The 24,820-nt window shown below is 70.0% G+C and carries 27 protein-coding genes; 8 read left to right on the top strand and 19 right to left on the bottom strand.

The features are described from left to right. The first annotated feature begins 7 nt into the window (after window positions 1-7). Window positions 8-1,627 (top strand): apolipoprotein N-acyltransferase, encoded by a 1,620-nt coding sequence (lnt, locus tag F9C11_RS28375; protein WP_409180412.1) that lies wholly within the window; start codon window positions 8-10, stop codon window positions 1,625-1,627. Between the two features lie 23 nt (window positions 1,628-1,650). After that, window positions 1,651-2,418 (top strand): polyprenol monophosphomannose synthase, encoded by a 768-nt coding sequence (locus tag F9C11_RS28370; RefSeq protein WP_409180411.1) that lies wholly within the window; start codon window positions 1,651-1,653, stop codon window positions 2,416-2,418. 7 nt (window positions 2,419-2,425) lie between these two features. On the opposite strand, the gene F9C11_RS28365 is transcribed toward F9C11_RS28370, so the two are convergent. The 3 genes from F9C11_RS28365 to F9C11_RS28355 all read right to left on the bottom strand — a co-directional run bounded on the left by F9C11_RS28365 (window position 2,426) and on the right by F9C11_RS28355 (window position 4,414). Further along, window positions 2,426-3,508: an SRPBCC domain-containing protein gene (locus F9C11_RS28365; protein ID WP_409180410.1), complete on the bottom strand. Its 1,083-nt coding sequence runs from the start codon at window positions 3,506-3,508 to the stop codon at window positions 2,426-2,428. Continuing rightward, complete coding sequence (locus F9C11_RS28360; protein WP_409180409.1) at window positions 3,505-3,849, bottom strand: ArsR/SmtB family transcription factor; 345 nt, start codon at window positions 3,847-3,849, stop codon at window positions 3,505-3,507. Before F9C11_RS28360 ends, F9C11_RS28365 begins: the two co-directional genes overlap by 4 nt. A gap of 79 nt (window positions 3,850-3,928) precedes the next feature. Further along, complete coding sequence (locus F9C11_RS28355) at window positions 3,929-4,414, bottom strand: winged helix-turn-helix transcriptional regulator (RefSeq protein WP_409180408.1); 486 nt, start codon at window positions 4,412-4,414, stop codon at window positions 3,929-3,931. A 49-nt stretch (window positions 4,415-4,463) separates the two neighbouring features. Here F9C11_RS28355 and F9C11_RS28350 point away from each other — a divergent pair, with 49 nt between their 5' ends. Further along, window positions 4,464-5,636, top strand: a complete 1,173-nt coding sequence (locus tag F9C11_RS28350; protein ID WP_409180407.1) for an MFS transporter — start codon at window positions 4,464-4,466, stop codon at window positions 5,634-5,636. Here F9C11_RS28350 and F9C11_RS28345 read toward each other — a convergent pair. After that, window positions 5,596-6,480 carry a LysR family transcriptional regulator gene (locus F9C11_RS28345; protein WP_409180406.1) on the bottom strand — a complete coding sequence of 295 codons (885 nt, stop codon included), beginning with the start codon at window positions 6,478-6,480 and terminating at the stop codon, window positions 5,596-5,598. The two genes, F9C11_RS28350 and F9C11_RS28345, sit on opposite strands and share 41 nt — an antisense overlap. Window positions 6,481-6,597: 117 nt before the next feature. Between F9C11_RS28345 and F9C11_RS28340 the strand changes: the two genes are divergently transcribed. Beyond that, on the top strand, window positions 6,598-7,074 hold the full coding sequence (locus F9C11_RS28340; protein WP_409180405.1) for a cupin domain-containing protein: 477 nt from the start codon (window positions 6,598-6,600) through the stop codon (window positions 7,072-7,074). Between the two features lie 116 nt (window positions 7,075-7,190). Here F9C11_RS28340 and F9C11_RS28335 read toward each other — a convergent pair whose 3' ends face one another. The 3 genes from F9C11_RS28335 to F9C11_RS28325 all read right to left on the bottom strand — a co-directional run bounded on the left by F9C11_RS28335 (window position 7,191) and on the right by F9C11_RS28325 (window position 9,949). Next, window positions 7,191-7,538: an RNA polymerase-binding protein RbpA gene (locus F9C11_RS28335; protein ID WP_009078445.1), complete on the bottom strand. Its 348-nt coding sequence runs from the start codon at window positions 7,536-7,538 to the stop codon at window positions 7,191-7,193. A gap of 226 nt (window positions 7,539-7,764) precedes the next feature. Continuing rightward, the gene (locus F9C11_RS28330) at window positions 7,765-8,526 is read right to left on the bottom strand and encodes a thymidine kinase (RefSeq protein ID WP_409180404.1); all 762 of its coding nucleotides are present in this window, start codon (window positions 8,524-8,526) and stop codon (window positions 7,765-7,767) included. Between the two features lie 22 nt (window positions 8,527-8,548). Further along, the gene (locus F9C11_RS28325) at window positions 8,549-9,949 is read right to left on the bottom strand and encodes an MFS transporter (RefSeq protein ID WP_409180403.1); all 1,401 of its coding nucleotides are present in this window, start codon (window positions 9,947-9,949) and stop codon (window positions 8,549-8,551) included. Between the two features lie 250 nt (window positions 9,950-10,199). Between F9C11_RS28325 and F9C11_RS28320 the strand changes: the two genes are divergently transcribed. Further along, a complete protein-coding gene (locus tag F9C11_RS28320) occupies window positions 10,200-10,904 on the top strand; it encodes a transglycosylase family protein (protein ID WP_409180402.1) in 705 nt (234 codons plus the stop codon). Here F9C11_RS28320 and F9C11_RS28315 read toward each other — a convergent pair. Beyond that, complete coding sequence (locus F9C11_RS28315) at window positions 10,837-11,835, bottom strand: helix-turn-helix transcriptional regulator (RefSeq protein ID WP_409180401.1); 999 nt, start codon at window positions 11,833-11,835, stop codon at window positions 10,837-10,839. The genes F9C11_RS28320 and F9C11_RS28315 overlap by 68 nt on opposite strands. A gap of 40 nt (window positions 11,836-11,875) precedes the next feature. Beyond that, complete coding sequence (locus F9C11_RS28310; protein WP_409180400.1) at window positions 11,876-12,652, bottom strand: glycerophosphodiester phosphodiesterase; 777 nt, start codon at window positions 12,650-12,652, stop codon at window positions 11,876-11,878. Window positions 12,653-12,718: 66 nt separating this feature from the next. Here F9C11_RS28310 and F9C11_RS28305 point away from each other — a divergent pair, with 66 nt between their 5' ends. Further along, on the top strand, window positions 12,719-13,099 hold the full coding sequence (locus F9C11_RS28305) for a hypothetical protein (protein ID WP_409180399.1): 381 nt from the start codon (window positions 12,719-12,721) through the stop codon (window positions 13,097-13,099). A 99-nt stretch (window positions 13,100-13,198) separates the two neighbouring features. Further along, window positions 13,199-14,020, top strand: coding sequence for a hypothetical protein (locus tag F9C11_RS28300; protein ID WP_409180398.1), 822 nt, complete (start codon window positions 13,199-13,201; stop codon window positions 14,018-14,020). A gap of 329 nt (window positions 14,021-14,349) precedes the next feature. On the opposite strand, the gene F9C11_RS28295 is transcribed toward F9C11_RS28300, so the two are convergent. The 3 genes from F9C11_RS28295 to F9C11_RS28285 form a co-directional block, all read right to left on the bottom strand. Beyond that, window positions 14,350-14,814 carry an SRPBCC family protein gene (locus F9C11_RS28295; protein ID WP_409180397.1) on the bottom strand — a complete coding sequence of 155 codons (465 nt, stop codon included), beginning with the start codon at window positions 14,812-14,814 and terminating at the stop codon, window positions 14,350-14,352. A 4-nt stretch (window positions 14,815-14,818) separates the two neighbouring features. After that, window positions 14,819-15,844, bottom strand: coding sequence for a tyrosine-type recombinase/integrase (locus F9C11_RS28290; protein ID WP_409180396.1), 1,026 nt, complete (start codon window positions 15,842-15,844; stop codon window positions 14,819-14,821). Between the two features lie 681 nt (window positions 15,845-16,525). Then, the gene (locus tag F9C11_RS28285; RefSeq protein WP_409180395.1) at window positions 16,526-17,236 is read right to left on the bottom strand and encodes an SDR family NAD(P)-dependent oxidoreductase; all 711 of its coding nucleotides are present in this window, start codon (window positions 17,234-17,236) and stop codon (window positions 16,526-16,528) included. Between the two features lie 60 nt (window positions 17,237-17,296). Between F9C11_RS28285 and F9C11_RS28280 the strand changes: the two genes are divergently transcribed. Then, window positions 17,297-17,890 carry a hypothetical protein gene (locus F9C11_RS28280; protein WP_409180394.1) on the top strand — a complete coding sequence of 198 codons (594 nt, stop codon included), beginning with the start codon at window positions 17,297-17,299 and terminating at the stop codon, window positions 17,888-17,890. Here the strand turns inward: F9C11_RS28280 and F9C11_RS28275 are convergent. From F9C11_RS28275 to F9C11_RS28245, 7 genes are all read right to left on the bottom strand, one after another. Then, window positions 17,887-18,753 carry an LLM class flavin-dependent oxidoreductase gene (locus F9C11_RS28275; RefSeq protein WP_409180393.1) on the bottom strand — a complete coding sequence of 289 codons (867 nt, stop codon included), beginning with the start codon at window positions 18,751-18,753 and terminating at the stop codon, window positions 17,887-17,889. The genes F9C11_RS28280 and F9C11_RS28275 overlap by 4 nt on opposite strands. Before the next feature lie 88 nt (window positions 18,754-18,841). Next, the gene (locus tag F9C11_RS28270) at window positions 18,842-19,342 is read right to left on the bottom strand and encodes a hypothetical protein (protein WP_409180392.1); all 501 of its coding nucleotides are present in this window, start codon (window positions 19,340-19,342) and stop codon (window positions 18,842-18,844) included. Between the two features lie 23 nt (window positions 19,343-19,365). Then, window positions 19,366-20,598, bottom strand: coding sequence for an ATP-grasp domain-containing protein (locus F9C11_RS28265; protein WP_409180391.1), 1,233 nt, complete (start codon window positions 20,596-20,598; stop codon window positions 19,366-19,368). Continuing rightward, a complete protein-coding gene (locus F9C11_RS28260; RefSeq protein WP_409180390.1) occupies window positions 20,595-21,563 on the bottom strand; it encodes an EamA family transporter in 969 nt (322 codons plus the stop codon). Before F9C11_RS28260 ends, F9C11_RS28265 begins: the two co-directional genes overlap by 4 nt. Further along, window positions 21,560-22,930, bottom strand: a complete 1,371-nt coding sequence (locus tag F9C11_RS28255; protein ID WP_409180389.1) for a TrpB-like pyridoxal phosphate-dependent enzyme — start codon at window positions 22,928-22,930, stop codon at window positions 21,560-21,562. Before F9C11_RS28255 ends, F9C11_RS28260 begins: the two co-directional genes overlap by 4 nt. Before the next feature lie 20 nt (window positions 22,931-22,950). Then, window positions 22,951-23,643, bottom strand: a complete 693-nt coding sequence (locus tag F9C11_RS28250; RefSeq protein WP_409180388.1) for a transglutaminase-like domain-containing protein — start codon at window positions 23,641-23,643, stop codon at window positions 22,951-22,953. Continuing rightward, window positions 23,640-24,815 carry an acyl-CoA dehydrogenase family protein gene (locus F9C11_RS28245; RefSeq protein ID WP_409180387.1) on the bottom strand — a complete coding sequence of 392 codons (1,176 nt, stop codon included), beginning with the start codon at window positions 24,813-24,815 and terminating at the stop codon, window positions 23,640-23,642. The genes F9C11_RS28250 and F9C11_RS28245 overlap by 4 nt, the downstream gene beginning before the upstream one ends. Between the last annotated feature and the right edge of the window lie 5 nt (window positions 24,816-24,820).

The raw sequence follows: 24,820 nt of genomic DNA, 5'->3' as shown, positions 1-24,820 counted from the left end.
TCCGGGTGTGGCAGTGAGCGTGGCGGACGCCGATTCGGGCGTTGCGCCCAAGACCAAGCGAAAGCGGGCGTGGAAGCCCTGGCTCGCGCGCGTCGCGGCGACGGCGGCGGCGGGCTACGGCTACTACCTCAGCTTCGCGCCGCGCCCGCTGTGGTGGCTGGCCCCGCTGGCGTTCGCCGCGTTCGCGCTGGTCCTTCGTGGACGGTCGTTCCGCGGCGCGTTCGGGTACGGCTTCGTGTTCGGCATGGCGTTCTTCGTGCCGCTGCTGGTGTGGCTGCAGGACTTCCTCGGCCGCGACTTCGGGCCGCTGCCGTGGCTGGCGCTGTCGTTCGCGCTGTCGCTCTACTTCGGACTCGCCGGGTGGCTGATCCGGGTCGTGGCGCGGCTGCCGCTGGCGCCGCTCTGGGGCGCGCTGGTGTTCGTCGCGCTCGAAACGCCGCGCACGTGGTTCCCGCTCGGCGGGTTCCCGTGGGGCCGGGTGGCGTTCAGCCAGCCCGAGGGCCCGTTCCTGTCGCTCGCGTCGGTCGGCGGCGCTCCGCTGGTCGGGTTCGCCGTCGTGCTCACCGGTTTCGGCCTGGCAGCGGCGATCAGCAGGCTATGGCGCACGCGCAAAGCCGGGGACCGCGCGCTGGTGTGGCCTGCCGTGTTCACCGTGCTGCCCGCCGCGGCCGGGCTCGCGGTCTGGCCGACGATCGGCACCGAGGCGCAGGACGGTTCGCTCACCGTCGCGTCCGTGCAGGGCAACGCGCCGGACATCGGCCTCGCTCTGCAGGGACAGCGCGGGGTCCTGCGCGCCAACGCCCTCGCCGAGAGCGCCCGCCTGCTGCAGAAGGTCCAATCAGGACAGGCGCCGAAGCCGGATCTGCTGCTGTGGCCGGAAACCTCGACCCCGCTCGACGGCGACGACCCGGGCGTCGACCAGATGGTGTCGGCCTTCGGGGCTCCGGCGATCATCGGCGCCCTCGTGCGCACGCCGGACGGGGCGGCGGAGAACTCCGCGGTCGTCTGGGACCCGAACACCGGTCCGGGCCAGCGGTACGTCAAACAGGATCTGGTGCCCTTCGGCGAATACGTGCCCGCCCGCGCGGTCGCGCGGCTGGTGACGCCGTTCATCGACGACACCCGCGACATGCGTCCCGGCGACGGCTCCAACGCCGCGCTGTCGGTCGCGGGCACGAAGATCGGCGTGTTCATCTGCTACGAGTCGGCGTTCGACGCGCCCGCGCGCGACGCGGCGAACGCGGGCGGCGAACTGCTCGTCGTGCCGACGAACAACGCGTGGTACGGGCCGGGGGAGATGAGCTACCAGCAGCTGGCGATGGCGCGGCTGCGCGCGGTCGAGCACGGGCGCGCGGTGGTGGTGTCGGCGGTGTCCGGGGTGAGCGCCTTGGTCGCCCCGGACGGGACGATCACCAGCTCCACCGGGCTTTTCACGGCGGATGCCCTGGTCGGGCGCGTGCCGCTGCGCACGCAGACTACGCTGTCGGATCGAATCGGTGCGTGGACGGAGTACGGGCTGCTGGCGTTGGCGATCGCGGGTGTCGCCGGCGGGTTCGTGCTCCGTTTTCGCACCCGGCGCGGCACGGCGGCGCCGACGGGGACCACAGCAGGGGAAGCGGCGGGCTGACCCGCCGGATGCGGAGGACACGGATGGCGCAGGCGCCGCGGGGGGCCGAATCGATCGAACCGGTGCTGGTGGTGATCCCGACCTACAACGAGCGGGACAACCTCGGCCCGGTGCTGGACCGGCTCCACAAGGCACTTCCGAACGTCGACGTGCTCGTCGTCGACGACGGCAGCCCGGACGGCACCGGCGAGCTCGCCGACGAGCGCGCGGCCGCGGACAAGCGGGTGCACGTGCTGCACCGCACCGCGAAGGAAGGCCTCGGCAAGGCCTACATCGCCGGGTTCCATTGGGGGATGGAGCGCGGCTACGCGACGTTCGTGGAGATGGACGCCGACGGTTCGCACGCGCCGGAGGACCTGCCCCGGCTGCTGGACGCGGTGGGCGACGCGGACCTGTCGATCGGGTCGCGGTACGTGCCCGGCGGCAGCACGGTGAACTGGCCGCTGCGCCGGACGCTGCTCTCGCGCGGGGCGAACCTGTACTCGCGGATCGCGCTGGGGATCAAGGTGGCGGACATGACCGCCGGGTTCCGCGCGTACCGCCGCCCGGTGCTGGAGAAGCTGGCGCTGAACGAGGTCGCCTCGCACGGCTACTGCTTCCAGATCGACCTCACGCGCCGCACCGCGGACGCCGGGTTCGACATCGTCGAGGTGCCGATCACCTTCACCGACCGGGAGATCGGCGTGTCGAAGATGAGCGGCGGCATCATGTCCGAGGCGTTCTTCCGGGTCGCGGAGTGGGGCGTGCAGCGCCGGCTGGCCCAGCTGAAGAAGCTGCTGGGCCGGGGCTGAGCGGCGGTTACTTCAGGACGCGGTAGGTGAGGTGCTCGGCGCCCGGCGTCGACACCGCGCCGAGCGGTTCCAGGCGCACCGGGCCGGGGTTTCCCTTGGGGAACAACGGGGTTCCGTCGCCGAGGACGATCGGCGCGAGGTGGATCCGCAGCACGTCCGCCAGCCCGGCGCAGAGCACCTGCGACGCGATCGACCCGCCGCCGATGACCATCACGTCCTTGCCGCCCGCGGCGGCGCGCGCCTGTGCGACCGCGTGCTCGAGGCCGTTCGTGGCGAACCGGAACCGTTCGCCCAGCCGGGTTTTCTCCGGCCGCGTGTGGGTGACGACGAACACCGGCGGCGCGGGGACGCGGTCCTCGCCCTCGCCGTAGCCGTCCTCGTCGGCCCACCCGTTCGGGCTGTCCACGACGTCGAACATGGTGCGGCCCATGAGCACCGCGCCGGTCTCGGTGAAGGAGCGGTGCAGGATCTCCGCGTCGCGCGGCGTCGGGTCGGACACCCAGGCGTGCAGCGGTTCGCCGCCGACGCCAAGGCCGTGGTCGGGACCGGCTCCCGGCGCGGTGACGTAGCCGTCCAGCGACATCGAGATGTCCACGACCACCCGGCTCGCCCCCGGCTGCTCCGCGTCGCGCACGAGGTCGGCGAGCCGGTCCATCGAATCGCGGACGCCGCGTTCCATCCCGCTCGCGACCATGGCGTCGCGCGCCTCGACGCTCGGGAACACCGACCGGGTCCGCAGCCGCGTCCGGCCGCCGAGGTCCTCGAAGGTCAGGGTTTCCAGGCTGACCTGGCCGGGCGCGCCCTCGTACTCGAAGGTCTGGACTAGCCGCTCGGCTCTCTCCACGGCGTGGAAGACGCCGCGGAACACGTGCTCGCTGCCGTCGTGGCCGACGTGCGCGTAGCGGTACGCCCCGCCGGAACGCGCGTCGAATTCGAGGATCCGCATCTCGACGTCGCGCGGACCGAGCCAGCGGGTGAGCAGCTCCGGGTCGGTGTGGGCGCGGAACAGCTGGGCGGGCGTCGCGTCGAACTCGCGGACGATCTCGATGAACGGGGTGCCGGGCTGGGCGGTGATGGCGGTCGGGTTCATTCGTCCTGCTCCTTGGTCTCTTCGAGAAGGCTGTCGAGGCGGCGGTACTCGCGTTCGCGGGTGAGCCGGTAGGTGTCGATCCAGCTGGTCAGCTCTTCGAGGGCGGCCGCGTTGAGGTGGCACGGGCGGCGCTGGCCGTCGCGGCTGCGCGTGATCAGCCCGGCCGCCTCCAGCACCTGGACGTGCCGCGACACGGCTTGTTTCGTCACCGGGAACGGCTCGGCCAGTTCGTTCACCGTCGCTTCGCCGCGCGAGAGCCGGGCGATCAGCGCGCGGCGGATCGGGTCGCCCAGCGCGGTGAACGCCCGGTCGAGACGGTCCTCGGCGTTGTCAACGGACATCTTTATCAACCGATCTCTTTATCAAGCAGTTCGTTGACTGTATGCCCGTCGCGTCGTCGATGCAAGGGGCGGCGCAGGGTCAGCTTGTGCGGATTTTGCGGACCGAGGTCGTCTCGACGCCGGCCGCCGCGCCGCTCGCCGTGACCGGCTTGAGCGGCGGGACCGGCTGTCCGGCCTCGTCGACCAGCACGGAGTGGTCTTCGCCGGGGGAGAAGGCGTGCCGTTCGCCCCACTGCCGGAGCGCGACGACGACGGTGAACAGGTCCCGGCCGGCCGCCGTGAGCGAGTAGACCTGCCGTTTGCCCGATTCGGCGGCCTGCCGGTCGAGGACGCCGCGCTCGACCAGGCGGCGCAGCCGGTCGGTGAGGATGTTCCGGGCGATGCCGGTGCGCTGCTGAAAGTCGGTGAACGCCCGCGCGCCGTCCATCGCGTCGCGGACGATCAGCAGGCTCCACCGGTCGCCGACGAGGTCCAGCGTGCGGGCCACCGGACACGACGGGTCGGTCCAGGCCGGATGTTCGCCCACGTTCGCGTGCCTCCTCGATGAGTTGCTCTTTGAAACCATTCTGCCGTACGGTGCGATTAGTTGCAATTCGCTACTGATTGGGAGACTCATGGGCCTCACCACGGGCCGCCGGACCGTGTTCGCCGCGGTGTGCGCGGTCGCCGTCGCGAGCATTTACGCCGCTCAGCCGGTCCTGGCGCGGATCGGCGCGGACCTGCGCGTGCCGGACGCCGCACTGGGCTGGATCGTCGCCGCCGGCCAGCTCGGCTACCTGGCCGGACTGGCCGCGCTGGTTCCGCTGGGCGACCTCGTCGACCGGCGCAAGCTCATCGCCGCGCATCTGCTGCTGACCGCTGTCGGCACCGGGCTGGCCGCGGTCGCCGGGCAAACCTGGTTGCTGCTGACCGGATTGGTGCTCGCGGGCTTGTTCGCGGTGGTCGTGCAGACGACCGTCGCCTACGCCGCCGCACTGTCCACACCGGACGAACGCGGCCGCACCCTCGGCGTCGTGACGTCCGGCGTGGTGCTCGGCATCCTCGGCGCGCGCGTCGCCGCCGGGGCGCTGGCCGAGCTGTGGGGTTGGCGCGGCGTCTACGTGGTGCTCGCGGTGCTGCTGGCGACGCTCGCCGGTCTGGTGCTGAGGACGATGCCGCCGGACCCGCGCCGCGAGGGCACGACGTACCGGCAGGTGGCGACTTCGCTCGGCGGCCTGTTCCGCGAGCCGCTGTTCCTCTCGCGGGGGCTGATCGCGTTCTTCCTGTTCGCGTCGTTCGGCACGCTGTGGAGCGGCCTGTCGCTGCCGCTCGCCGCGGCGCCGTGGAACCTGGGCACCGCGCAGATCGGCCTGTTCGGCTTGGTCGGCCTGGCCGGCGCGCTCGGCGCCGCCCGCGCCGGACGGTGGGCCGACCGCGGGCACGCGAGCCTCGTCACCGGCGGAGCGCTGGTCCTGCTGGCGGCGTCCTGGCTGGCGATCGGGCAACCGTCGCTGTGGCTGCTGGCCCTGGGCGTGCTGGTGCTCGATTTCGCCGTGCAGGCGGTGCATGTCAGCAATCAGCACCTGCTCACCGCGGCGCGTCCGGACCGCACCAGCAGCGTCATCGGCGGCTACATGATCTTCTACTCGCTCGGTTCCGCCCTGGGCGCGGCCACGACGACGACCGCGTTCGCCGCGGCGGGCTGGACCGGCTCCGCCGTCCTGGGCGCGGCGTTCGCCGGATGCGCGTTCGCGGTGTGGGCCTGGGCTAGGGCCGGTGCTCGGCGGCAGTTGCTGCGAACGCCTTGACCAGCGCGGTCTCCCCGGCGCTGCGCCACATGAGCCCCCACTGGGCCGGCGGGGCGTCGCGGAAGGGCACGAAGGCGATGCCGGGCCGCGCGAAGTACTCCGCGGCGTGCGCGGCGAGCGGGCAGATCCCTTCCCCCGCGCCGATGACCAGCAGAAGTTCCTGGAAAGTGCGGCAGGCGCGCCCGCGGGTGATCGGGACGCCCGCGGGCGTCGCCCACGGTTCGGGCGGCTCCCGCCAGTAGGCGGGCGGCGGATGCGCGGCGCGCAGGACCGGGTCGCGCCCGAGGTCTTCCAGCGTGACGAACTCCCGGCGGGCGAACGGATGCCCGGACGCGACGGCGAGCACCATCGGTTCGGTGTGCACCACCGGTCCCGTCGTGATCGCGGGATCGGCGACCGGCAGCAGGACCACGGCCAGGTCGGCCTCGCCGGAACGGAGCGTGGCGAGCGGATCCTCGAAAGGAGCCTCGCTGAGGTCGACCTCGCAGCCCGGGTACCGGGCCCGGAAAGCACTGGTTACGTCGGAGATCAGGTTCGCCACGGCCGGAGCCTCGAAGGCGAGCCGCACGACGCCCTCGACGCCGCGGCCCGCGGCGACCGCTCGCTCGATCCCGGCCAGCAGCTGCCGGTAGGCGGGCCGGATGTCGGCTTCCAGCGTGCGGCCGATCGGGGTCAGCGAGACGCGCCTGCTGGTGCGGTCGAACAGCCGGGCCCCGATCCGGCGCTCCATCGTCTTGACCGATTGGCTGACCCGCGCCTGCGACACCCGCAGCCGCTCCGCGGTCCGGCCGAAGTGCAGCTCCTCGGCGAGCGCGAGGAAGACCTCGATGTCCCGGTGTTCCACCCTCGCCTCCGATCGATAACCCAGAGCTTATCAACCGATGCGGACTTCTCCGTTGTTCGCCCAGCTCAGCGGCGGAAAGCTGGATCTTGTCCAGCCCGCCCCGCCCCGGAGGAACCGATGACCGAACCGACCCTGATCCGCGCCGGCGACGCCGAAGTCCTCTCCGACGCTCCCGGCAGCCTGATCACGCTGCTGGCCGACTCCGCTGCCGCCACGACCAATCGCGCCACCCTGGGCCAGGGCGTCTTCGGCACGCCCGCGCACTTCCACACCCGCGCGACCGAGTTCTTCTACGTCCTCGACGGCGCGCTTCAGGTCTTGGCAGGCGAGGACCTGCACACCCTGGAACCCGGCGATTTCCTCGCCGTGCCGCCGACCGTCCCGCACGCCTTCGGCCCGGCCGCGGGCTCAGCCGCCGACGTGCTGGTGGTCTTCACCCCGGGCATGGCCCGCTTCGGCTACTACCGGCTGCTCGACCGGGTCGCCCGCGGCGAAGCGGACCCGAAGGAGATCGCCGCGTCCTCGGAGCAGTACGACAACCACTACGTCGACAGCCCTCGGTGGCGGCAGGCCCGCGCCGACGCGGCGGCCTGACCCGCGGTGCCGGACGCGCACCCGGCAAAACGGCCGCGGACGCGGAACGGCCCCCGCGGGGGGAGGTCGCGGGGGCCGTTCCTGTTCGGTGGTGGGAGCCAGCTACTGGCCGAGGCTCAAGCGGACCGGCTGGTCCGGCGTCCCTTGAGCTCGGCGAGACGTTCGTTCAGCAGATCCTCGAGCTCGGGGATGGAGCGGCGCTCCAGCAGCATGTCCCAGTGGGTCCTGGGGGGCTTGACCTTTTTCTGCTCGGGCTGCCCGCCGTCGACGATCTCGGATTCGCTGCCGTGCAGGCGGCACTCCCACACCGTCGGGATCTCGGCGTCGTCGGAGAACGGCACCTCGAACTCGTGGTTCTTGGGGCAGGAGTAGCGCACGGTACGGCGCGGAGCGAGATCGTGATTGCGGTCGGTCTCGTAGCTGACCGCTCCCAGCCGGCTTCCACGGAGAACACGGTCGGCCATAGTGGGATTCCTTTCAGTCAGCTCCGGGTGGAGCCAGGGTGATGCTCACCCTATGCAACGAACGAGGCGTCCGAGGGATTCCCGGCACGCCATGTCGCTGCTCACGATGAGCTGCGTCACCCGTGGTCTTCAGCTTCCTCCAGAGGGAGTCGTTTCGCCCTCTGACGTGACGCGGATACCGCCTTCTTAGTGCGGATATCCCCCAGTCGGGCTAGTTAGGTTAGCGCTAGGACAACCGTAACTGACCGTGCTGGGCGGCAGCGGGTCCCAGATCCCCTGAGCGGAAGTGGCGACGGCACAGTACCTGATAACGGACCGTGACCGTTTCGGCATCAGACCGTGCTGAAGCTGAAGGTTCAACTACGGAGTGTTCGGTATCTGCCACCACAACGGTGTCTCCGTCACGGAGAATCACGTCGTCGCGCACGCGCGCGTTGAACCGCCCCGGCAGCCCGCACCAGCAGAGCACCTCGACCTGGACCGGCTGGAGCTCGTCGGCGATCTCGAACAGCCGGGCCGCGCCCGGGAACAGCCGGCTGCGGAAGTCGGTCGCGATGCCGAAGCAGTACACGTCGACGCCCGCCTCGTCGGCGAGTTCGGCGAGCTGGTCGACCTGGGCGGGGGAGAGGAACTGCGCCTCGTCCACGATCACGTAGTCCACGTGCTGCCCGCGCGCCCACTGCTCGCGCACCAGGTCCCGGATGTCGGTGCCGGTCGCGACCTCGGTCGCCCGCCGGACGATGCCGATCCGGCTGGTGATCTGCGGCGCGCCGGACCGGTCGTGGCGGACCAGCACCAGACCGCGCCGGCCCTGGCGCGCGTGGTTGTGGTCGATCTGCAGCGCGAGCGTCGACTTCCCGCAGTCCATCGGGCCGTAGCAGAACTTCAGCCGTCCCCGCGCGGGACCGTTGCGCCGGGCCCCGGCGGGCGGGGCCGCGGAAAGCGCGTCGGTGGGGTCGTCGAGCACAACGTCGTCTGCAGCGGTCACGACGACCGACCCTATCTGGGCCTCACAGCACCTCCGGCGGACGGTTCCCGGCGGCCGCGATCGCGCGCCGCACCGGCACCAGCGCGACGAACACGAAGCCGAGCACGAAGAACGCCACGAGCGCGACGATCGCCAGCCGGAACGACCCGGTCGCCTGCCCGACGCCGGCGAACACCAGCGGCCCGAGCCACGACGTGCCCTTCTCGCCCACGACGTAGAGCGAGTAGTACTGCGCGTCCTTCCCGGCCGGGATCATCTGGCTGAACAGCGACCTGGCCAGCGCGTTCGTCCCGCCCAGCACCAGCCCGATGCCGATCGCCACGGCGAAGAACTGCAGCGGCTGCCTCGGCTGCACGAAGTACGCCCCGCCGAGCACCACGACCCACAGCACGAGACTGACCAGGATCGTCCGCTTCGCGCCGAGGCGGCGCGCGAGCAGGCCGTGCAGCACGCCGCCCGCGTAGGCGAGGAACTGGATCACCAGCACCGTGATGATCAACACCTCGTCGGAGAACCGCAGCTCGTCCTTCCCGTACTGCGCCGAGACGGTGACGACGGTGTTGATCCCGTCCGCGAAGAGCAGGTAGCTGCCGAGGAAGGCGAGCGTGAGCGGATACGCCTTCGCCTCGCCGAGCGTCTGGCGCAGCTCGCGGAAACCGGCCCGCAGCACCGAAACCCCGCGCTGGGTCGCGGTCGGCACGTGGACGCGGGGGAGCCGCCGCAGGGTCGGGACGGTGAACACGGCCCACCAGATTCCCGAGGTGAGGAAGCAGATCCGCACCGCGAGTCCGGTGTCGATGCCGAGCGACTCGCGGCTGAGGTAGAAGGCGAGCTGCAACGCGAGGGCGAGCCCGCCGCCGAGGTAGCCGAACGCCCAGCCCTTGGCCGACACGTCGTCGCGCTCGTCCGGCGTCGCGATGTCCACCAGGAACGAGTAGTAGACGACCAGCGATCCGCCGTACCCGATGTTGGCGAGGACGAACAGCGCCGCGCCCAGCTGCCAGTCCGAACCGGCCATGAAGAACATCAGCGCCGACGCGACCGCGCCCAGCGCGGCGAACCCGCCGAGGATCTTGCGCTTGTTGCGGCTGCGGTCGGCCACCGCGCCCGCGATCGGCAGCACCAGAACCTGCACGATCGTCGCGACCGACAACAGGTAGCCCCACAGCGAGCCGGCGGGGAAGTGGAGGCCGAACAGCGACACGTCGCAGTGGTTGAGCTTGTCGTCCGCGCCGGACGCGTTGAGGCAAGCCCTGTCCCCGTTAAGGGTGATGTTCTGCTTCGCGTCGGAGGCCGCGACACTGCTCATGTAGAGCGCGCCGAACACCGTCGTGACCGACGAATAGAACGGCGAGTTGGCCCAGTCGTAGAAGTACCAGCCCCACCGTTCCCGCTTGCTGTCCCGGGTCTCGGCCAGCGTCATCCACGGCTCCTCGATCGGTCGCGAATCTCCAGGTCGCGCCGGACATTACTGGCGCGGGCCCGGTCGGTACCGCCGAAGGGGGCAAACCGTGTCCGGTTCGTCGCTTCCGGTTTCCGCCACGCCGCGCGGCGGAACGCGCGACACGCCGAGCCGGGCGTGTCGCTGCCGGGTTTTCCGGGCGTGTCATGTGAGACTGCTGAGCGTGGTGTGACTCTTGTGGTCGATGGGTCGCGTGCTTAGTGTGCGTGACATGACCAACCGCGTTCGCACTGCCAGACGGGCCGCCGCGAGAGCCTTGCTGCTCGTGGCCGCCGTCCTCGGCATGGAACTCGTCGTCACCGGCCCCGCCTCCGCGGACCCCGCCTCCAGCACCTGGGCCAAGCTCCGCATGTGCGAGTCGAGCGGCCGCTACTCGATCAACACCGGCAACGGCTACTACGGCGCCTACCAGTTCGACCTCCCCACCTGGCGCAGCGTCGGCGGCCAGGGCCGCCCGGACCTCGCCAGCCCCCGCGAACAGGACTACCGCGCGCTCTACCTGTACCGGATGCGCGGCTGGCAGCCCTGGGAATGCGGCGGCATGCTCGGCCTGGCCAACGACGGCGACGCCCGCAGCAAACGCGTCCCCTCCTGGGAAGAAGCCGCCTACATCGGCGGCGGCGGACTGCCGGCCCCGCCCGCGCCCAAACCGCGGCCAACTCCGCCTCCCGGCCCGCCCGGCGCGGCGCCCGCGTGGCCCGGCCTCGTCTACGCCTACGGCGACTGCGCACCCGCGCTGCGCACGTTCCAGCTGCGGATGAACGCCTTCGGCTACGGCTTCAGCGGCACCGGCTGCTACTACGACAAGACCCGCACCGCGGTACTGGACCTGCAGCGCGCCAACGGCATCAACGATTCCGGCCGGCTCGGTCCGAAGACGTGGAAGGCCGCGTGGGAGGGCAAGGCTCCGCGCTGACCCGCCCCGCCTCGGCGTAGCGCGCGGCGAGCTGCCGGAACGCTTCCTTCAGTTCGGCCGGGCCGACGACCTCGAGATCGGCGTCGACCCGGCCGAACGAAGCGGCCAGCCCGCGCCACGACCAGGCCCCGAGGCTCACCCGGCACCGGTCCGGCCCGAGCGCCTCGACCACCCCGTCGGCCAGGTAGCTCGCCGCTTCCGTAGCCGGGAGACGCAGGATCGCCTCGCCGCGGCACGGCCATTCGCCGGACAGATCCGTCCCGCGAAACCGCGCGGCCACGAACGCGGCCACATCCGACAGCCCGCGACCGGCGAACTTCGGCCCGGTGGGCGTGCGCGGCGTGATCCGGTCCGCGCGGAAGATCCGCCAATCCTCCCGATCGAGATCCCACGCGACCAGGTACCAGCGCTGACCCCACGTGACGAGATGATGCGGCTCCACGCGCCGGGGCGGAGTATCCGTTGGGGCGTAATCGAACCGCAGCACCTCCCGGGCGCGCACGGCAGCGCTCAACGCGACGAGAGTCTGCGGATCCGCCTGCGGCGCCGGGCGCTCGACGGCGGTGAAGCTCAACGCGTCGACGCGATGCCGCAGTTGCGCGGGCATCACCTGCCGCACGGTCTGCAACGCCCGCTGCGCCGCCTCCTCGATCCCCGCCCCGGTCGCCGACTGCAACGCGATCGCCAGCGCGACGGCCTGGTCGTCGTCGAAGAGCAGCGGCGGAAGCCGCGCCCCGGCATCGAGCCGGTAACCGCCGTCCGGACCCTTCGTCGTGACGATCGGATAGCCCAGCTCCCGCAACCGGTCGACGTCCCGGCGCACCGTGCGCGGACTGACCTCCAGCCGCTCGGCCAGCAGCGCACCCGGCCAGTCCCGCCGGGCCTGAAGCAACGAAAGCAGCGACAACAGCCGCGCGGAGGTCTTCGGCACGCCTTCGATCCTGCTAGAAGTAGCGGTCAGGTTCAGTCCGCTACTTCCACGCACCCCGCTCCCGCAGCACCTCGCGCAGCAGGTCCGGCCGGTCGGTGACGATCCCGTGCACGCCGAGGTCCAGCAGCGTCCGCATCTCCTCCGCCTCGTTGATCGTCCACGTGTGCACCTCGAACCCGCGCCGCACCGCCGACTTCACGAACGCCTCGTCCACCACCTTCAACGGCCCCTGCCGCACCGGCACCTGCGCGAGCCAGCCCGCCGAGAACCGGCTGATCTGCAGCAGCGGAGCCCAGCCGTTCGCCCACAACAGGAACGCCGACCGCGGCCCCATCGCCGTCAGCAGCTTCGGCCCGGCCAGCTTCCGCAGCCGCGCGAGCCGCGAGTCCGAAAAGGACGCCGCCGCGACCCGATCGATCGCCCCGGTCCGCTCCAGCGCCCGCACGAACGGGACCACCGCGCTGTCGGCCTTCACGTCGATGTTGAAAAACGCGTCCGGCAGCTCTTCGAGCAGGTCCTCCAGCCGCGACAGCGGGGCCCGGCCGTCGATCTTGACGTCCTTGAGCTGAGCCCAGGTCTGGGTCGCGATCGCCCCGCGCCCGTCGGTCGTGCGATCGAGCGTCGGGTCGTGGTGGACGACGACGACGCCGTCCGAGGTGGCGTGCACGTCGGTCTCCAGATAGCGGTACCCCTCGGCGACCGCGCGCTGGAACGCCGGCAGCGAGTTCTCCAGCCCCTCCAGGTCGCCGATGTGCCAGCCGCGGTGGGCGAAGGCGCGGGGGAGCGAGTCGGCGAGGTACGGAAACGGTGGACGCATGCTTCCAGTCTGCGCCATCGGTGTGGCCCCGTCGTGAGAACGTGATGGACAGCTAGAGTCCGGCGGGTGAGGGAACTGGCCGAACACGCTCTGACCGGCGACGAACGCGTCGTGCCGCGCCGCACGAACGCCCCGAAACACTGCGGCTGGTGCGGCCGCCGCCTGCCCGAAGCGGGCAACGTCGGACGCCGCCGCCGCTACTGCGGACAGTCCTGCCGCCAGCGCGCCTACGAACGCCGCACCGCCCTGCAGCGCAGCGGCCTGCCCGAGGACGCGGTCGTGCTGTCGGACACCGAGATCGCCGCCCTGCAGGACCGGCTCTTCCAGCTCCGCTGCGCCGCGGAGGACATCGTGACCGCCGCCCAGGACGGCGCGTCGGCGAACGAGCTGCGGCAGCTCGCGGAGGAGATCGCGGCTTCGGCGAAGGATCTCGAACAGCTCCGCTGACGTCCCTCGCTTCCTAGCTCGGAAAGCGGTCCCGACCTGCTGACTATTTTCTGTTATGCCGATTGACACAAGTGTCGTTGGCGCTCTACTGTTCCCGCCGTGGACGCACCCCGAGGGCGAGGCCGGCCCCGCAAAAACCCCGAGGCCCCGGCTCGCTGGACGCCCCCGGAAGGCTGGTCGCGGCTCGTCGCCTGGATCTCCCCGGAGGAGAAGAAGGCGCTGAAGCACGTCGCGGTCGAGGCGGACGTGTCGGTGGCGGACCTCGTCCGGTCGCTGGCGAGCGGACTGGCCGAGGGCGTCATCAGCCATGAAGAACTGCTGGGGCACGTCAGAAGAGGGAAACAGGTCATGGAGAAAATCCCCACGCTTTTCGAGCGCGACGAGCGCTTCCAGGTGATCGACCGGCCCCGCGCCGAATGCGCGTGGGTCTTCGACGGAGCCGGAGTGGGGACCGAGAAACTCGACGGCACCAATGTCCGGCTGACCGTCCGCTCCGGCCGCCTGGTCCGCGTCGAAAAACGCCGCAACCCGAGCAAAGCCCAGAAACAGCAGGGAATCGTCGACGGCTGGTACGTCGACACCGACGAGACGTCCGCCGACGACAAGTGGATCCTCGCCGCCGCGGGAAACACCGACGTCTCGGCGTGGCCGGACGGCGAGCACCCGTGCGAAGCGCTCGGGCCGCGCATCCAAGGGAACCCGCTGGCGCTGACGGACCACCTCTGCGTGCCGTTCGACTTCCAGGCGCCCACCGTGCTGGACGTCCCGCGCAGCTACGAGGGACTGCGCGAGTTCCTGGCCACTTTGGACAGCAAGTTCTCCCCGGGACACCTCGCGGAGGGCATCGTGTTCCACCACCCGGACGGACGCCGCGCGAAGATCAAGCGCAAGGACTTTCCCCGGAGCACCGCCGCGGCCTGAATGCCTGGTTGAGGGGAGCTGTCTGATCGGCTACCGGCTCTGCCGCGCCTAGGTGAGTGAACGCGACTCGATCGGGGAACCAGTTCGCCGCACCGGACTGCCTGCACGCACGATCTGGTTCTGGCCGGACAGCGGAGCAGTGCCGCCCGCGGACCCGTTCGGCGGGCGGCTACCGGCTCGGCCGCGACGAGGCGAGCGACCGCCTGGCTCTGCGGCTTAGCTCCGTTCGGGACGCGTCGGGTTCAGCTGAGCCCGAGGCAGGGGAGGAGCAGCACCTCGCGGTGCTCGCTTCGGATGGCCGAGCTTGCGCTCGGATACCGCACGCCTGCTTACGGCTGGGGACGTTCCGTCGCCTTCGCCAGAAGCTCCAGCGACGCCTCCAGCCGGTCCGCCGTCGTCCACCGGGCGCGGGTATTCCGCCTCACGTCGTCCGGATCCAGGGCGGACCAGTCGTAGGTCTGCGTCACCTCGGTACGCGTCGCGCTGAGCGGGTTCAGCTCCCAGCGCCACAAATGCCCCGGCGCTTCCTTGCCCGGTTCCGCCGGCTGCCACGCGATCCGGCGGCCCTCTTCGAACTCGATGACCCGGTTCTCGCGGACCTTGCCGTTCTTGAGCGTGGTGATGAACGCGTCGCCGACCGCGTGGACGCGCTGACCCGGCTTGGCCTCGCCAAGGTTGTCGTTGCCGTCCCAGCTCGGCTGCTGCGACGGGTCGGCGATCAGCTCGAAAATCCGTTCCGCGGGGGCCTCGATCTCACGGCTGGCGCGCACGACGCGCGCGGGTTCGTCAGTCACCCGTTCATGCAATCACATCGGCCTCCCGCGCAGTGCCCTCTCGAGAAGAGTCGTCCCGTGCCAACCCGTTCAGCGCCCGATAGGTCCGGTTGCTCGCCGCGGCGGCGCGCTGTTCCCGGCCGGTCGCCTCGATGTAGTTCTGACTCGTCGCCAAGCTCGCGTGCCCCAGCAGGGACATGATCTCCGACGCCGTCGCACCGTCCTCCGCCAGCCGCGTGGCGAAGGTGTGCCGCAGGGCGTGGAGATTCGCGCCCGTCGGCACCCGGTCGTGCAGGCCCGCCCAGCGGTAACACGACTTCACCAGGTACTCCAGCGCACCGCGGCCGATCGGATTGCCCGCCCGGTCCCGCAGCAGCGGCTCGCCCGCCGGGAAACGCTGCCGGGGAAAACGCCGGCGGCACGAAGCCTGGTAGTCCTCGATCAGTTTCGCCATCGCGGGCTGCACCGGAATCGACCGGTCCCGGCTGCCCTTGCCGTGGACGTGCAACCGCAGTTCGCCGTCCCGCCCGACCACCGACCGCGGGGTGAGCGCGCGCATCTCCGCTGCCCGCAAGCCCGCGACCAGCCCGAGCGCGAGCACCAGCACGTCGCGTTCCGGCCAGGGATCCCGCGCGCGCCGGGCGCCGTCGGCCGCCGCGGCGAGCAGTTGCTCGGGAGTTTCCTCGCCCCGCAAGGGTTTCGGCGTGAGCGGGGGAGTCTTGGGCCGCGCGACGGCTCCCATCGGATTGCCCGGGAGCAGTCCGTCCGACACGCAGAAAGTGAGGAACTGGTTCCACGTCGACCACGCGCGCAACACCGAGCTTTTCGCGTGGTTGTCGGCAAACGCGCCGAAGGCTGCCCGCAGCACCGGCGCGGTCAGCTCCTCGACGTCCACCTCGTCGCGCCCCAGCTCCGCCAGCAGGAGAGCGGTGATCCCGGCGAGGTCGCGCCGATAGGCGGCAGTGGTGTGCGGCGAGTCCTTGCGCGGCCGCCGTGCCGCGAAGAACGCTTGCTGTGCCTCGGAAACGAGCATAGTGATCTTGTACCGCACGGCACCGACAATTTCGACGCTACCGGTTGTCTGATATATGATGCATAATAGCGATTATGCATGAAACATGGCTGCGGAAGGGGTTCGACGGGGTTTGAGAAGGGGTCGAATCCCCTTGGGGGACAGCGCTTTCCGAACCACCCTATGAATCCCGGCGGGTCTCTGCTCGATGCGCAAAGACCGCGTTCAGGCTTGCTTCGGCGTGGTGAACCGAGCTGACGCCGGGCGGATCTGCGCCGCGTTCATCTGGTCGAGTGGATCTTCAGGACGGCCGAGTCGGCTTTGGCGCGGTGGAGAAAGTTGTTGTGCTCCAACCTCAACGTCCAGCCAGTCGTGCTTAATTCGTCACGGTGACGAATTAAGCACGACTGGGACGACTGTTCCCGTCGGGGATCCCGAGTTGTTCTCCGAGGCAGCCGCCCTCAAGGCCTGACCGGAGACCCGGATCGGGAAGCAACTGCCGACTGACTCCGGAGCGATCGAGCTTCACTCCGCCGCGTGCGGAGACAAGTCGTGCGACTGCGTCAGAAGCCCTCGGGAAACCTCTCCTCAACCCGCTGATCAGCAGGTCACCGAAACGCCGATAATGTACATTATGTCAAGTAAGCGGCGGGACCGTGCTCAGCTCCGCTCGCCCAGCCGGAGCTTGGTATGGGTGTTCCGGAAGGATTCTCGCAACCCTTACCAGGCCAGCGGGCCGTTGATGTCCGAGTAGGTGCCGGTCGGGCCGTCCGTGCCGATCTGGGCCATCCGGACGATGATCTCCGCACCCTGTTCGACTGGCTGTCCGCCGCGGCGTCTGTTGATGTCCGTCTGGGTGTAGCCGGGTTCGACGGCGTTGATCCGGATTTCCGGGTGCGCCTTCGCGTACTGCACGGTCACCATGTTCACCGCGGCCTTCGACGCCGGGTACGCCACTCCGCGGTAGGCGTACTGGCGCGTGGCCTGGTCGGTCATCCTGCCCAGCGATCCCAGCGCGCTGCTGACGTTCACCACCACCGGCGCGGACGATCGTTGCAGGAGCGGCAGAAACGCGTGCAGCACCCGCACGACGCCGAAGACGTTGGTTTCGAACGTTTCCCGCATCAGATCTGCGGTGGTTTCCGCCGCACCGGCCGGTTCCCCGTCGCTCTTCAGCTCGATGGCGATGCCCGCGTTGTTCACGAGGACGTCCAGTCCCCCTTCGGCCTCGACGGTTTTCGCCGCGGCGCGGACCGACGCTTCGTCGGTGACGTCGAGCTGAACGGTCCGTGCGCCGAGTTCCTCCGCGGCTCGTTGTCCTCGTGCGGCGTCGCGGGCTCCGAGGTAGACAGTGTGCCCGGCAGCGACCAAACGGCGGGCGGTTTCGTAGCCGAGTCCTTTGGTGGCACCGGTAATGAGCGTTCTGGTCATGGCGGCGAACGTAGGTGCTGGAGCGCGGACCAGGTCAAGGATCGGTGGCAGGATGGATGAATGCCGCTGCCTGAGCCGACGACGCACGACTGGTCCCGGGACCACGATCCGGAGCATCTGCGGTTGATCCGGGAGCATCCGGATCGGTACGCGCCGACCGGGAGGTGCCACCTGATTCTCGAGGTGCTCGCCTACGCCGCGGACGAGGCCGAGCATCAGGGTTCCGGCCGTGCGGTCGTCGAATTTCACCTGGACGGTTCGGTTTCCGTCGCGGACGACGGCCGCGGGACGCAAATGGCGGTCGGTGCCGACGGGCGGCCGGTGCGGAAGCCGGTCATGGCGACCAAGGACCTCCGGTACTTCGATTCCCCGCCCGCCACTCCCCTCCCCGACGGGCATCCGCGGTACGGGATGTCGGTGGTCGCGGCGTTGAGCGAATGGCTGGTGCACACGAACCGCCGGGCCGAGGGCGCGTGGACGCAGCGGTACCGGCACGGCGTTCCGGTCGGCGAGCTGGTCGCGGTGCCGTCGGATGGCACTACCGGGACGACGGTTCGGTTCCTTCCGGCGGCCGGGTTGGGCGGCGAGGTGTCGCCGGAGTCGGTGCGGCGGTTCGCGGAGCGGGTGAGCCGGGTGCTGGTGGTGGAGGTCTAGTCCACTCCCCTGGGCGGTCCCTGGCTGATGCGGCGCAGGGTGGGTTCGAGGCGGTCGAGGTCGCTGGTGGTGATTAGCTGCCGTTCGTCCCACCAGGTCGCGCCGGCTTCGGCGAGCGGGGCGATCAGGTCGCGGGCTCGGGCCGGTTCGCCGGGGCTGGCTCCGCCGACGACGAATTCGAACTTCTCCCCCGCGCCGTGTTTCCGGGCGTAGGACACGAGGTCGCGGACGTCTTCGGCGGCCGGGGCGACGCCGTGGGTGGCGTTTTTGAACAGCGGGGCGACGCCGTCCCAGTGCGCGGCGCGGCGGACCGGGCGGCGGTTGGGCCAGACGGCGGCGAGCCAGACCGGCGGGCGCGGCTGCTGGACGGTGGCGGGCCGGAGGGTGACGTCGCGGACCTGGTAGTGCTTGCCGTCGTGGTCGACGGGGTTTCCGGACCAGTAGCGGTCGAGGAGGCCGAGGCTTTCGTCGAGGTGTTCGGCGAGGACGACCGGGTCGGTGGGTTCGCCGAAGCTGCCGAATTCGTCCTGGATCGGTCCGCCGAGGCCGGCGCCGAAGACGACTCGTCCGCCGCTGAGGGCGTCGAGGGTGGCGACTTGCCGGGCCAGGTGCTCGGGGCGGCGGCGGGGCACCGCGGTGACGAGCGTGCCGATTTTGAGCTTGGTGGTCGCGAGCGCGGCCGCGGTGAGCAGGATCCAGGGGTCGCCGAAGGGCTGGTTCCGGCGGATGTCTTTGTCGTGGACCACGTGGTCCCAGAGGAACAGCGCGTCCCAGCCTTCTTGTTCGGCCGCTGCCGCTACTTTCGCCACCGTCCGCGCGTCGGCGAAGTCGCCGAAGTTCGGGATGTTGATCGAGAAGCGCATGTCCTGCATGGTCCCGGCGGAAGAGCTGGTGCGGCAAGCGAATAACGGGAGCCGTGCCCGCACTGGGCGGTGCGGGCACGGCGTTGGTTCAGACCAGGATGCCGGTGCACTTGTCGTCGATGTAGGCGCGCTTGGCGGCTTCGTCGCGGGCGGAGGTCAGGTAGCGCGACCAGGCCCGGCGTTCGTGGGCGGTGCAGTCGAGTTCGAAGATGTTCTGGGTCGGCTTGAGCGCGCCTTCCTTGGGCGGGTACGGGTGGAAGCCGTTCTCGTCGCGGCCGTAGAGCGTTTGCCACATTTCGTTGGTGTTGCGCCAGACGACCACGAGCAGGAAGTAGCCTTCGCCGTCGAGGTGGAGCATGGCGTAGCCCAGCTCGTCGCGGAATTCGAGCCGGCCCGCTTCGACTTCGGCGCGCAGGAATTCGCGGGCCTGGTCGCGGATCTCGGCCGGGGTGTCGCGGCCGGCGAGGTAGATGTCGTACCACTTGAGATGGGCGCCGGGCAGGCTGAGGTCGTCGGCGGGCACGATGGACTTCTCGACGTGCTGGTAGTCCGCGCTGATTTCGGCCAGCCGGGTGATTGCCTGGGTCATCTGCTCCCCTGTCGGTGATGGGTTCACTGGTGCGGGCGGTAGAGGGTGGTGCGTTCGAGCTCGCGGACCCGCTGGTAGTCGGCGTCGAGCCGGTCGGGGTCGGCGTTGGTGAGGTAGAGGTTTCCGGGCGAGGTGGCCAGGTCGACGGTGCGTTCGATGCGCTTGCCGGCCGGCTGGGTGACGATCAGCTCGAGGAACGATTCGAGTGCGCGGACCGGGTTCCAGCCCGCGTCGTCCGGGACGACGCCGTCCAGGGGGACGATCAGGTTCATGAACCGGACGTGGTTGAGCAGCTGGTAGGTCGGCAGCTTGCCTTCGATGACCTCCTCGGGTGCGGCGATGGTCTTGGCCAGCAGGTCGACCTGGTTCGTGCCGATCGACCGGGTCACGATGTCGGGCAGGTGCGCGCCGCCGAGCCGGGCTCCGCTTTCGACCAGGACCGGTCCGTTCGCGGTCTGCATGATCTCGGTGTGCGCGGCGCCGTTGCGGATTTCGAGGGCGTCCAGGACGCCGAGCGCGTATTCGCCGACCTGTTTGGCGTCGGGGTCGTCGTACGCCACCGGGTGTTCGTTGCTGACCATGGAGCGGGTCGCGTCGATCTGGTGCTTGCGGTAGCGCCAGATTTCGACGATGTGGTGTTTGCCTTCGCGGCTGACGGTGTTGACGAAGTATTCGTCGCCGTCGAGGTAGCCCTGTGCGAGCGCGGTGTCGTTTTTCTGGCCGTAGCGGGTGCTGGCCGCCATGATGCTGGCGTGGCCGGCGCGGATGTCGTCGGCGGTGTGGCAGAAGTGCACGTTGTCCATGCCCGCGCTGGTGGTGGGTTTGAGCACGACCGGCCATTCGCCGCGGGTCTGGGCCCACGCCACGACCTCGTCCGCGGAGGGCGAGGCGAAGCTGTCCGCGACGGCGAGGCCCGCGCGTTGGACGGCTTGCACCATGAGGTGCTTGTTCCGTCGCGCGGCCGGGGTGGTCATGCCGTTGCCCGGGGTGCCGAGTTCGGCGGACAGCGCGTCCGCCAGCAGGACGCCCGATTCCATGGCGGCGACCACGAATCCGACGCCGAGTTCGCGCAGTTTCGCCGCGGTGGCCGTGAGGTCGCCGTCGTGCTGGAGGTCGATCTCGAAGTCCTCCGGCCGGTAGCTCAGGTGCACGTCGGGGAACTCCGAGCGGACGTGCACGGGTTCCACGCCGTGGCGGCGCAGCGCGGCGGGCAGGTAGCGGCCGATGCCGTACGCGTCGACGATGGCGCATTTCATGAGCTGGCCCCCGCTTCCTCCGAGGTCTGTGCCGCGGTTTTCGCGTCGTGTTTGGTCCGGGCCACCGTGCTGATCGCGACGAGCGCGACGATGCCGACCACGCCCGCGAAGGTGATCGCGGACGGGGTGAGCCGCTGGTCCGGCAATTGCAGGAAGAACGCGAACAGCGGCGAGAGCGTGAGCAGGATCGACGCGGTGATCGGCTCGGTGTGCTTGATGCCGACCTGCAGCAGGTACAGCGGCACCGCGACGCCGACGACCGCGATCATCAGGGACGGCAGGAACGCCGTCCCGACGCCCGGGTGGTCGTTGACCGCGACGAGCGTCCAGGTCACGGCCAGCATCAGGAAGAACCGCACCGCCAGCACCGATTGCGGCTTCAGGTCCGCTTCGCTGAGCCGTTTGGAGTAGATCACGTTCGTCACCGAGCCGAGTCCGGTGAGCAGGGTGAGCGCGATGCCGATCGCGGTGTCCACAGTGGACCGTTCGCCCAGCGCGCTGCGCCCGGTGAACGATCCCCAGACCAGCATCGCGATCATCACGCCGATGAACAGCGAGATGACGACCTCGGTGCGCAGCACCTTCGTCCCAGGCCGGAGCACGGGGCTGACCAGCACGGTCAGCAGCGGGCCGAGCGCGAGCCCCACCACGTTCACGATCGCCGGTTCGAGGAACTTCAGCGCGTAGAGCATCGACAGCCAGGTCACGGCGGTCGTCACGTTGATCATGATCACGTCGGAGCGGTTGTCCCGCAGCGGCCGCAGTGCCGCGGCGGGGCCGCGTCTGATCATGTCGCCGCCGAGGAAGAACACGGCGGCGAGCGTGAACGAGATGGCCGCGACCGTCGCCGGGTCGTGTGCCTGGAGCTGGTTTCCCGCGAAGACGTCGAGCGCGGCGGTGAGGAACGCGAAGCCGGTCAGGGGCAGGAGCCCCTGAGCCAGCCGCGTCCTGGGAGTTTCGGTCACAGAAGAGTCACCTCGGGGATGCTCGCGGCAGCCCGGTTCAGAGCCTCGTCGTCGACGATCTCGTCTTCGAGCTGGCCCGCGAAGTATTTGTCGTATGCGGTCAGGTCAAAGTGTCCATGACCGGACAAGCCGAAGAGAATCGCCCGCGACTGTCCCTCTTCCTTGCACCGCGTCGCTTCGTCGATGGCCGCGCGGATCGCGTGGGTCGACTCCGGCGCGGGCAGGATGCCTTCGGTGCGGGCGAATTGCACGCCGGCTTCGAAGCAGCCGAGCTGGCCGACCGCGATCGGGTCGATCAGCTTCTCCTCGATGGCGCGGCTGATCAGCGGGCCGATGCCGTGGGCGCGCAGGCCGCCCGCGTGCACGGCGGGCGGCACGAATTTGTGGCCGAGGGTGTGCATCCGGAAGAGCGGGCCGAGCTGGCCGGTGTCGCTGTAGTCGTAGGCGATGCTGCCCTTGGTGAGCGTCGGGCAGGCGGCGGGTTCGACGGCGACGACGCGGACCTGGGGGCCGCCGCGCAGTTGTTTGCCGAGGAACGGGAACGACAGTCCGGCCAGGTTGCTGCCGCCGCCGGAGCAGCCGATGACGATGTCGGGGTAGTCGTCGGCCAGGTCCATCTGCAGCAGCGCTTCCTGGCCGATCACGGTCTGGTGCGCCAGGACGTGGTTGGCCGCGCTGCCGAGGGTGTAGCCGAGCGTCGGGTCCTGGCTCGCGACCTCCAGTGCTTCCGAGGTCGCGATGCCGAGGCTGCCCGGCGAATCGGGGTCTTCGGCGAGGATCGCGCGTCCGGCGGCGGTTTCGACGCTGGGGCTGGGGATGCAGACCGCGCCGAAGGACTCCATCAGCGCGCGGCGGTAGGGCTTCTGCTCGAAGCTCACCTTGACCATGAAGACCTTGGCGGTCATGCCGAACATCGACGAGCTGAGCGCGGCCGCGCTCCCCCACTGGCCCGCGCCGGTCTCGGTGACGAGGCCGGTCTTGCCGGCGAGCTTGTTGTAGTACGCCTGCGGGATGCCGGTGTTCGGCTTGTGGCTGCCGGTCGGGGCGACGCCTTCGTACTTGTAGTAGATGCGGGCCGGGGTGTCGAGCGCGCGCTCGAGCCGGCGGGCGCGGAAGAGCGGCGAGGGCCGCCACTGCGCGAGGAGCTGGCGGACCGGCCCGGGGATCTCGAATTCGCGCTCGGTGCTGGTCTCCTGGTCGGCCAGCTGCTCGGGCATCACCTGCAGCAGTTCGTCGCGCGAGAGCGGCTGTCCGGTCGCCGGGTTGAGCGCGGCGGGCTGGTCGGTTCCCGGCAGGTCGGCGGCGATGTTGTACCAGGTGGTCGGGATGTCCTTCTCGGCGAGCTGGAACTTGATCTTCTCCACCATCGTCCTTACGTGCTCTGGGTTCAGTGTGCGGTCGGGATCGGAGCGGCTTCGTCCGCGAGGGAGCCCGCGGTGGTTTTCTTGCCGGAGCTGGCGAAGAGCAGCGGATGCGCCTGCCGGATGCCGTCGACGACCTGGTCGTAGGGCACGTCGTCGAAGTCGCCGTGCATCCGCAGGAATTCCATGTGCCTGCGGCCGAGTTCGTCGTAGGGGTGGTACAGGCTGTCCGAGCGGCCGTCGAACTCGAGCGGCGCGATCTTGTACAGCCGGCACAGCAGTTTGTTGAAGACCGGGGTGGCCTTCACCCACTTTCCGTCCAGGTGCACGGAAGCGAGGCTGTGGTAGCGGAAGACGTCGCCGCCGACGAGCTGGCGCAGCCGTTCGGACGCGAGGTGGTTGCGCACGTCGCCGTAGACGATCCGGCTGGGGATGCCGACGGAGCGCACGGCGGCGGCGTACACGATGGATTTGTGGACGCAGAAGCCGAATCCGGCTTCGATGACCGAACTCGCTTTCAGGCCCGACCGCGAGAGGTCGGCGCCGTACACCTCGTAGCGGATGCCGTCGCGCACCGCGTAGTAGAGCGCGATCGCTTTGTCCGTGTCGGTCTTCGCGTCCTTGCCCGACAGTGCGTTCTCGACGAACGTCCGCACGGTCGGCGATTCGTAGTCGAGGAATTCGGTGGGACGGGTGAGCCGGTCCGGCTCGGGATTCATTGCTGGTCACGCCCTTTCGCTGAGGTGGCGCGGTGGAGGCCGAGGAGGGTGGAGATCCGCTGTTTCTGGACCTCCGTGGTGCCCGAGTAGATGGTTCCGCCGACGGCGTTGCGCAGTTCCTTCTCCAGGCCGTATTCGGCGGTGTAGCCGTATCCGCCGAAGATCTGGATCGCCGAGAGCGCCGAGCGCACGTTGGCTTCGCTGCTCACGAGCTTGGCGATGGCGAGGTCGGTGGCGACGTCCTCGTTCGCGGCGAGCTTCTCGGCGGTGTCGAAGAGCCATTTGCGCGAGGTCTCGACGTCGATCTTCATCTCGACGATCCGGTTCGCGATCGACTGGTAGGAGCCGATGTGCGCGCCGAACTGGGTGCGGGTGCGGGCGTAGTCGACGCACCGCTCCAGCCGGTGGCGCATCTCGCCGGCGTTGATGACGAAGGAGCACAGGATCTCCCACTTCATCACGTGGTCGAGCACCAGGAACCCGGCCCCGACCGAGCCGACGACGTTGCTCTTCGGGACGCGGACGTCGTCGAGGAACAGCTCGCACAGCGGCGACGTCCGCAGGCCCATCTTCTGGATCGGCTTGCCCGCGGAGAGTCCCGGCGTGCCGCGTTCGACCAGGAACGCGGTGAGGCCCGCCGGGTTCTCCGGCTTGCCGGTGCGGGCGTAGACCACGATCAGGTCGGCGATCGGGCCGTTGCTGACGAACGCCTTGGCTCCGTTGAGCACGAAGCCGTCGCCGTCGGCCGCCGCGGTCGTGCGCATGCGCATGATGTCCGAGCCGCCTTCGGGCTCGGTGATGGCGTGCGCGCCGATCGCGGTGCCCGCGCAGATCCCCGGCAGGTGCCGGGATTTCAGCGCCGCGCGGCCGAACCGGTTGAGCGCGACGCCCACGCTCACGATCTGCGTCGACGCGGAGAAGTTGAGCCCGCCGTCGCGGCAGCTCTCGCCGAGCGCCTCCAGGACGTGCATCGTGGTGACGAGGTCCTGGCCGAGCCCGCCGTACTCCTCGGCGAAGGGAAGGCCGAACAGCCCGGTCTCGGCGAGCTGCTTCCAACCGGTTTCGGAGAAGGAGCCGGTGCGGTCTCGTTCGACGTGCCCGGCGCCGAGCGCGGGGCCGATCGCGCGGATCGCCTCCCGCAGCTCGCGCTGGTGGTCGTTCGCCTTCGGCACGGGGT

It is taken from the genome of Amycolatopsis sp. VS8301801F10, assembly GCF_046195355.1.
In the GTDB taxonomy this organism is placed as follows: domain Bacteria; phylum Actinomycetota; class Actinomycetes; order Mycobacteriales; family Pseudonocardiaceae; genus Amycolatopsis.
Note: the sequence above shows the minus strand (reverse complement) of the source record. Positions and strands in the feature narration are given on the sequence as shown.

Coding starts and splice junctions, on each gene's coding strand:
- F9C11_RS28350 (WP_409180407.1), top strand. CDS start 4,464: ATGGGCCTCACCACGGGCCGCCGGACCGTGTTCGCCGCGGTGTGCGCG.
- F9C11_RS28250 (WP_409180388.1), bottom strand. CDS start 23,643: ATGAATCCCGAGCCGGACCGGCTCACCCGTCCCACCGAATTCCTCGAC.
- F9C11_RS28370 (WP_409180411.1), top strand. CDS start 1,651: ATGGCGCAGGCGCCGCGGGGGGCCGAATCGATCGAACCGGTGCTGGTG.
- F9C11_RS28310 (WP_409180400.1), bottom strand. CDS start 12,652: ATGCGTCCACCGTTTCCGTACCTCGCCGACTCGCTCCCCCGCGCCTTC.
- F9C11_RS28355 (WP_409180408.1), bottom strand. CDS start 4,414: ATGGTTTCAAAGAGCAACTCATCGAGGAGGCACGCGAACGTGGGCGAA.
- F9C11_RS28255 (WP_409180389.1), bottom strand. CDS start 22,930: ATGGTGGAGAAGATCAAGTTCCAGCTCGCCGAGAAGGACATCCCGACC.
- F9C11_RS28320 (WP_409180402.1), top strand. CDS start 10,200: ATGACCAACCGCGTTCGCACTGCCAGACGGGCCGCCGCGAGAGCCTTG.
- F9C11_RS28335 (WP_009078445.1), bottom strand. CDS start 7,538: ATGGCCGACCGTGTTCTCCGTGGAAGCCGGCTGGGAGCGGTCAGCTAC.
- F9C11_RS28265 (WP_409180391.1), bottom strand. CDS start 20,598: ATGAAATGCGCCATCGTCGACGCGTACGGCATCGGCCGCTACCTGCCC.
- F9C11_RS28275 (WP_409180393.1), bottom strand. CDS start 18,753: ATGCGCTTCTCGATCAACATCCCGAACTTCGGCGACTTCGCCGACGCG.
- F9C11_RS28365 (WP_409180410.1), bottom strand. CDS start 3,508: ATGAACCCGACCGCCATCACCGCCCAGCCCGGCACCCCGTTCATCGAG.
- F9C11_RS28325 (WP_409180403.1), bottom strand. CDS start 9,949: ATGACGCTGGCCGAGACCCGGGACAGCAAGCGGGAACGGTGGGGCTGG.
- F9C11_RS28270 (WP_409180392.1), bottom strand. CDS start 19,342: ATGACCCAGGCAATCACCCGGCTGGCCGAAATCAGCGCGGACTACCAG.
- F9C11_RS28285 (WP_409180395.1), bottom strand. CDS start 17,236: ATGACCAGAACGCTCATTACCGGTGCCACCAAAGGACTCGGCTACGAA.
- F9C11_RS28340 (WP_409180405.1), top strand. CDS start 6,598: ATGACCGAACCGACCCTGATCCGCGCCGGCGACGCCGAAGTCCTCTCC.
- F9C11_RS28280 (WP_409180394.1), top strand. CDS start 17,297: ATGCCGCTGCCTGAGCCGACGACGCACGACTGGTCCCGGGACCACGAT.
- F9C11_RS28360 (WP_409180409.1), bottom strand. CDS start 3,849: ATGTCCGTTGACAACGCCGAGGACCGTCTCGACCGGGCGTTCACCGCG.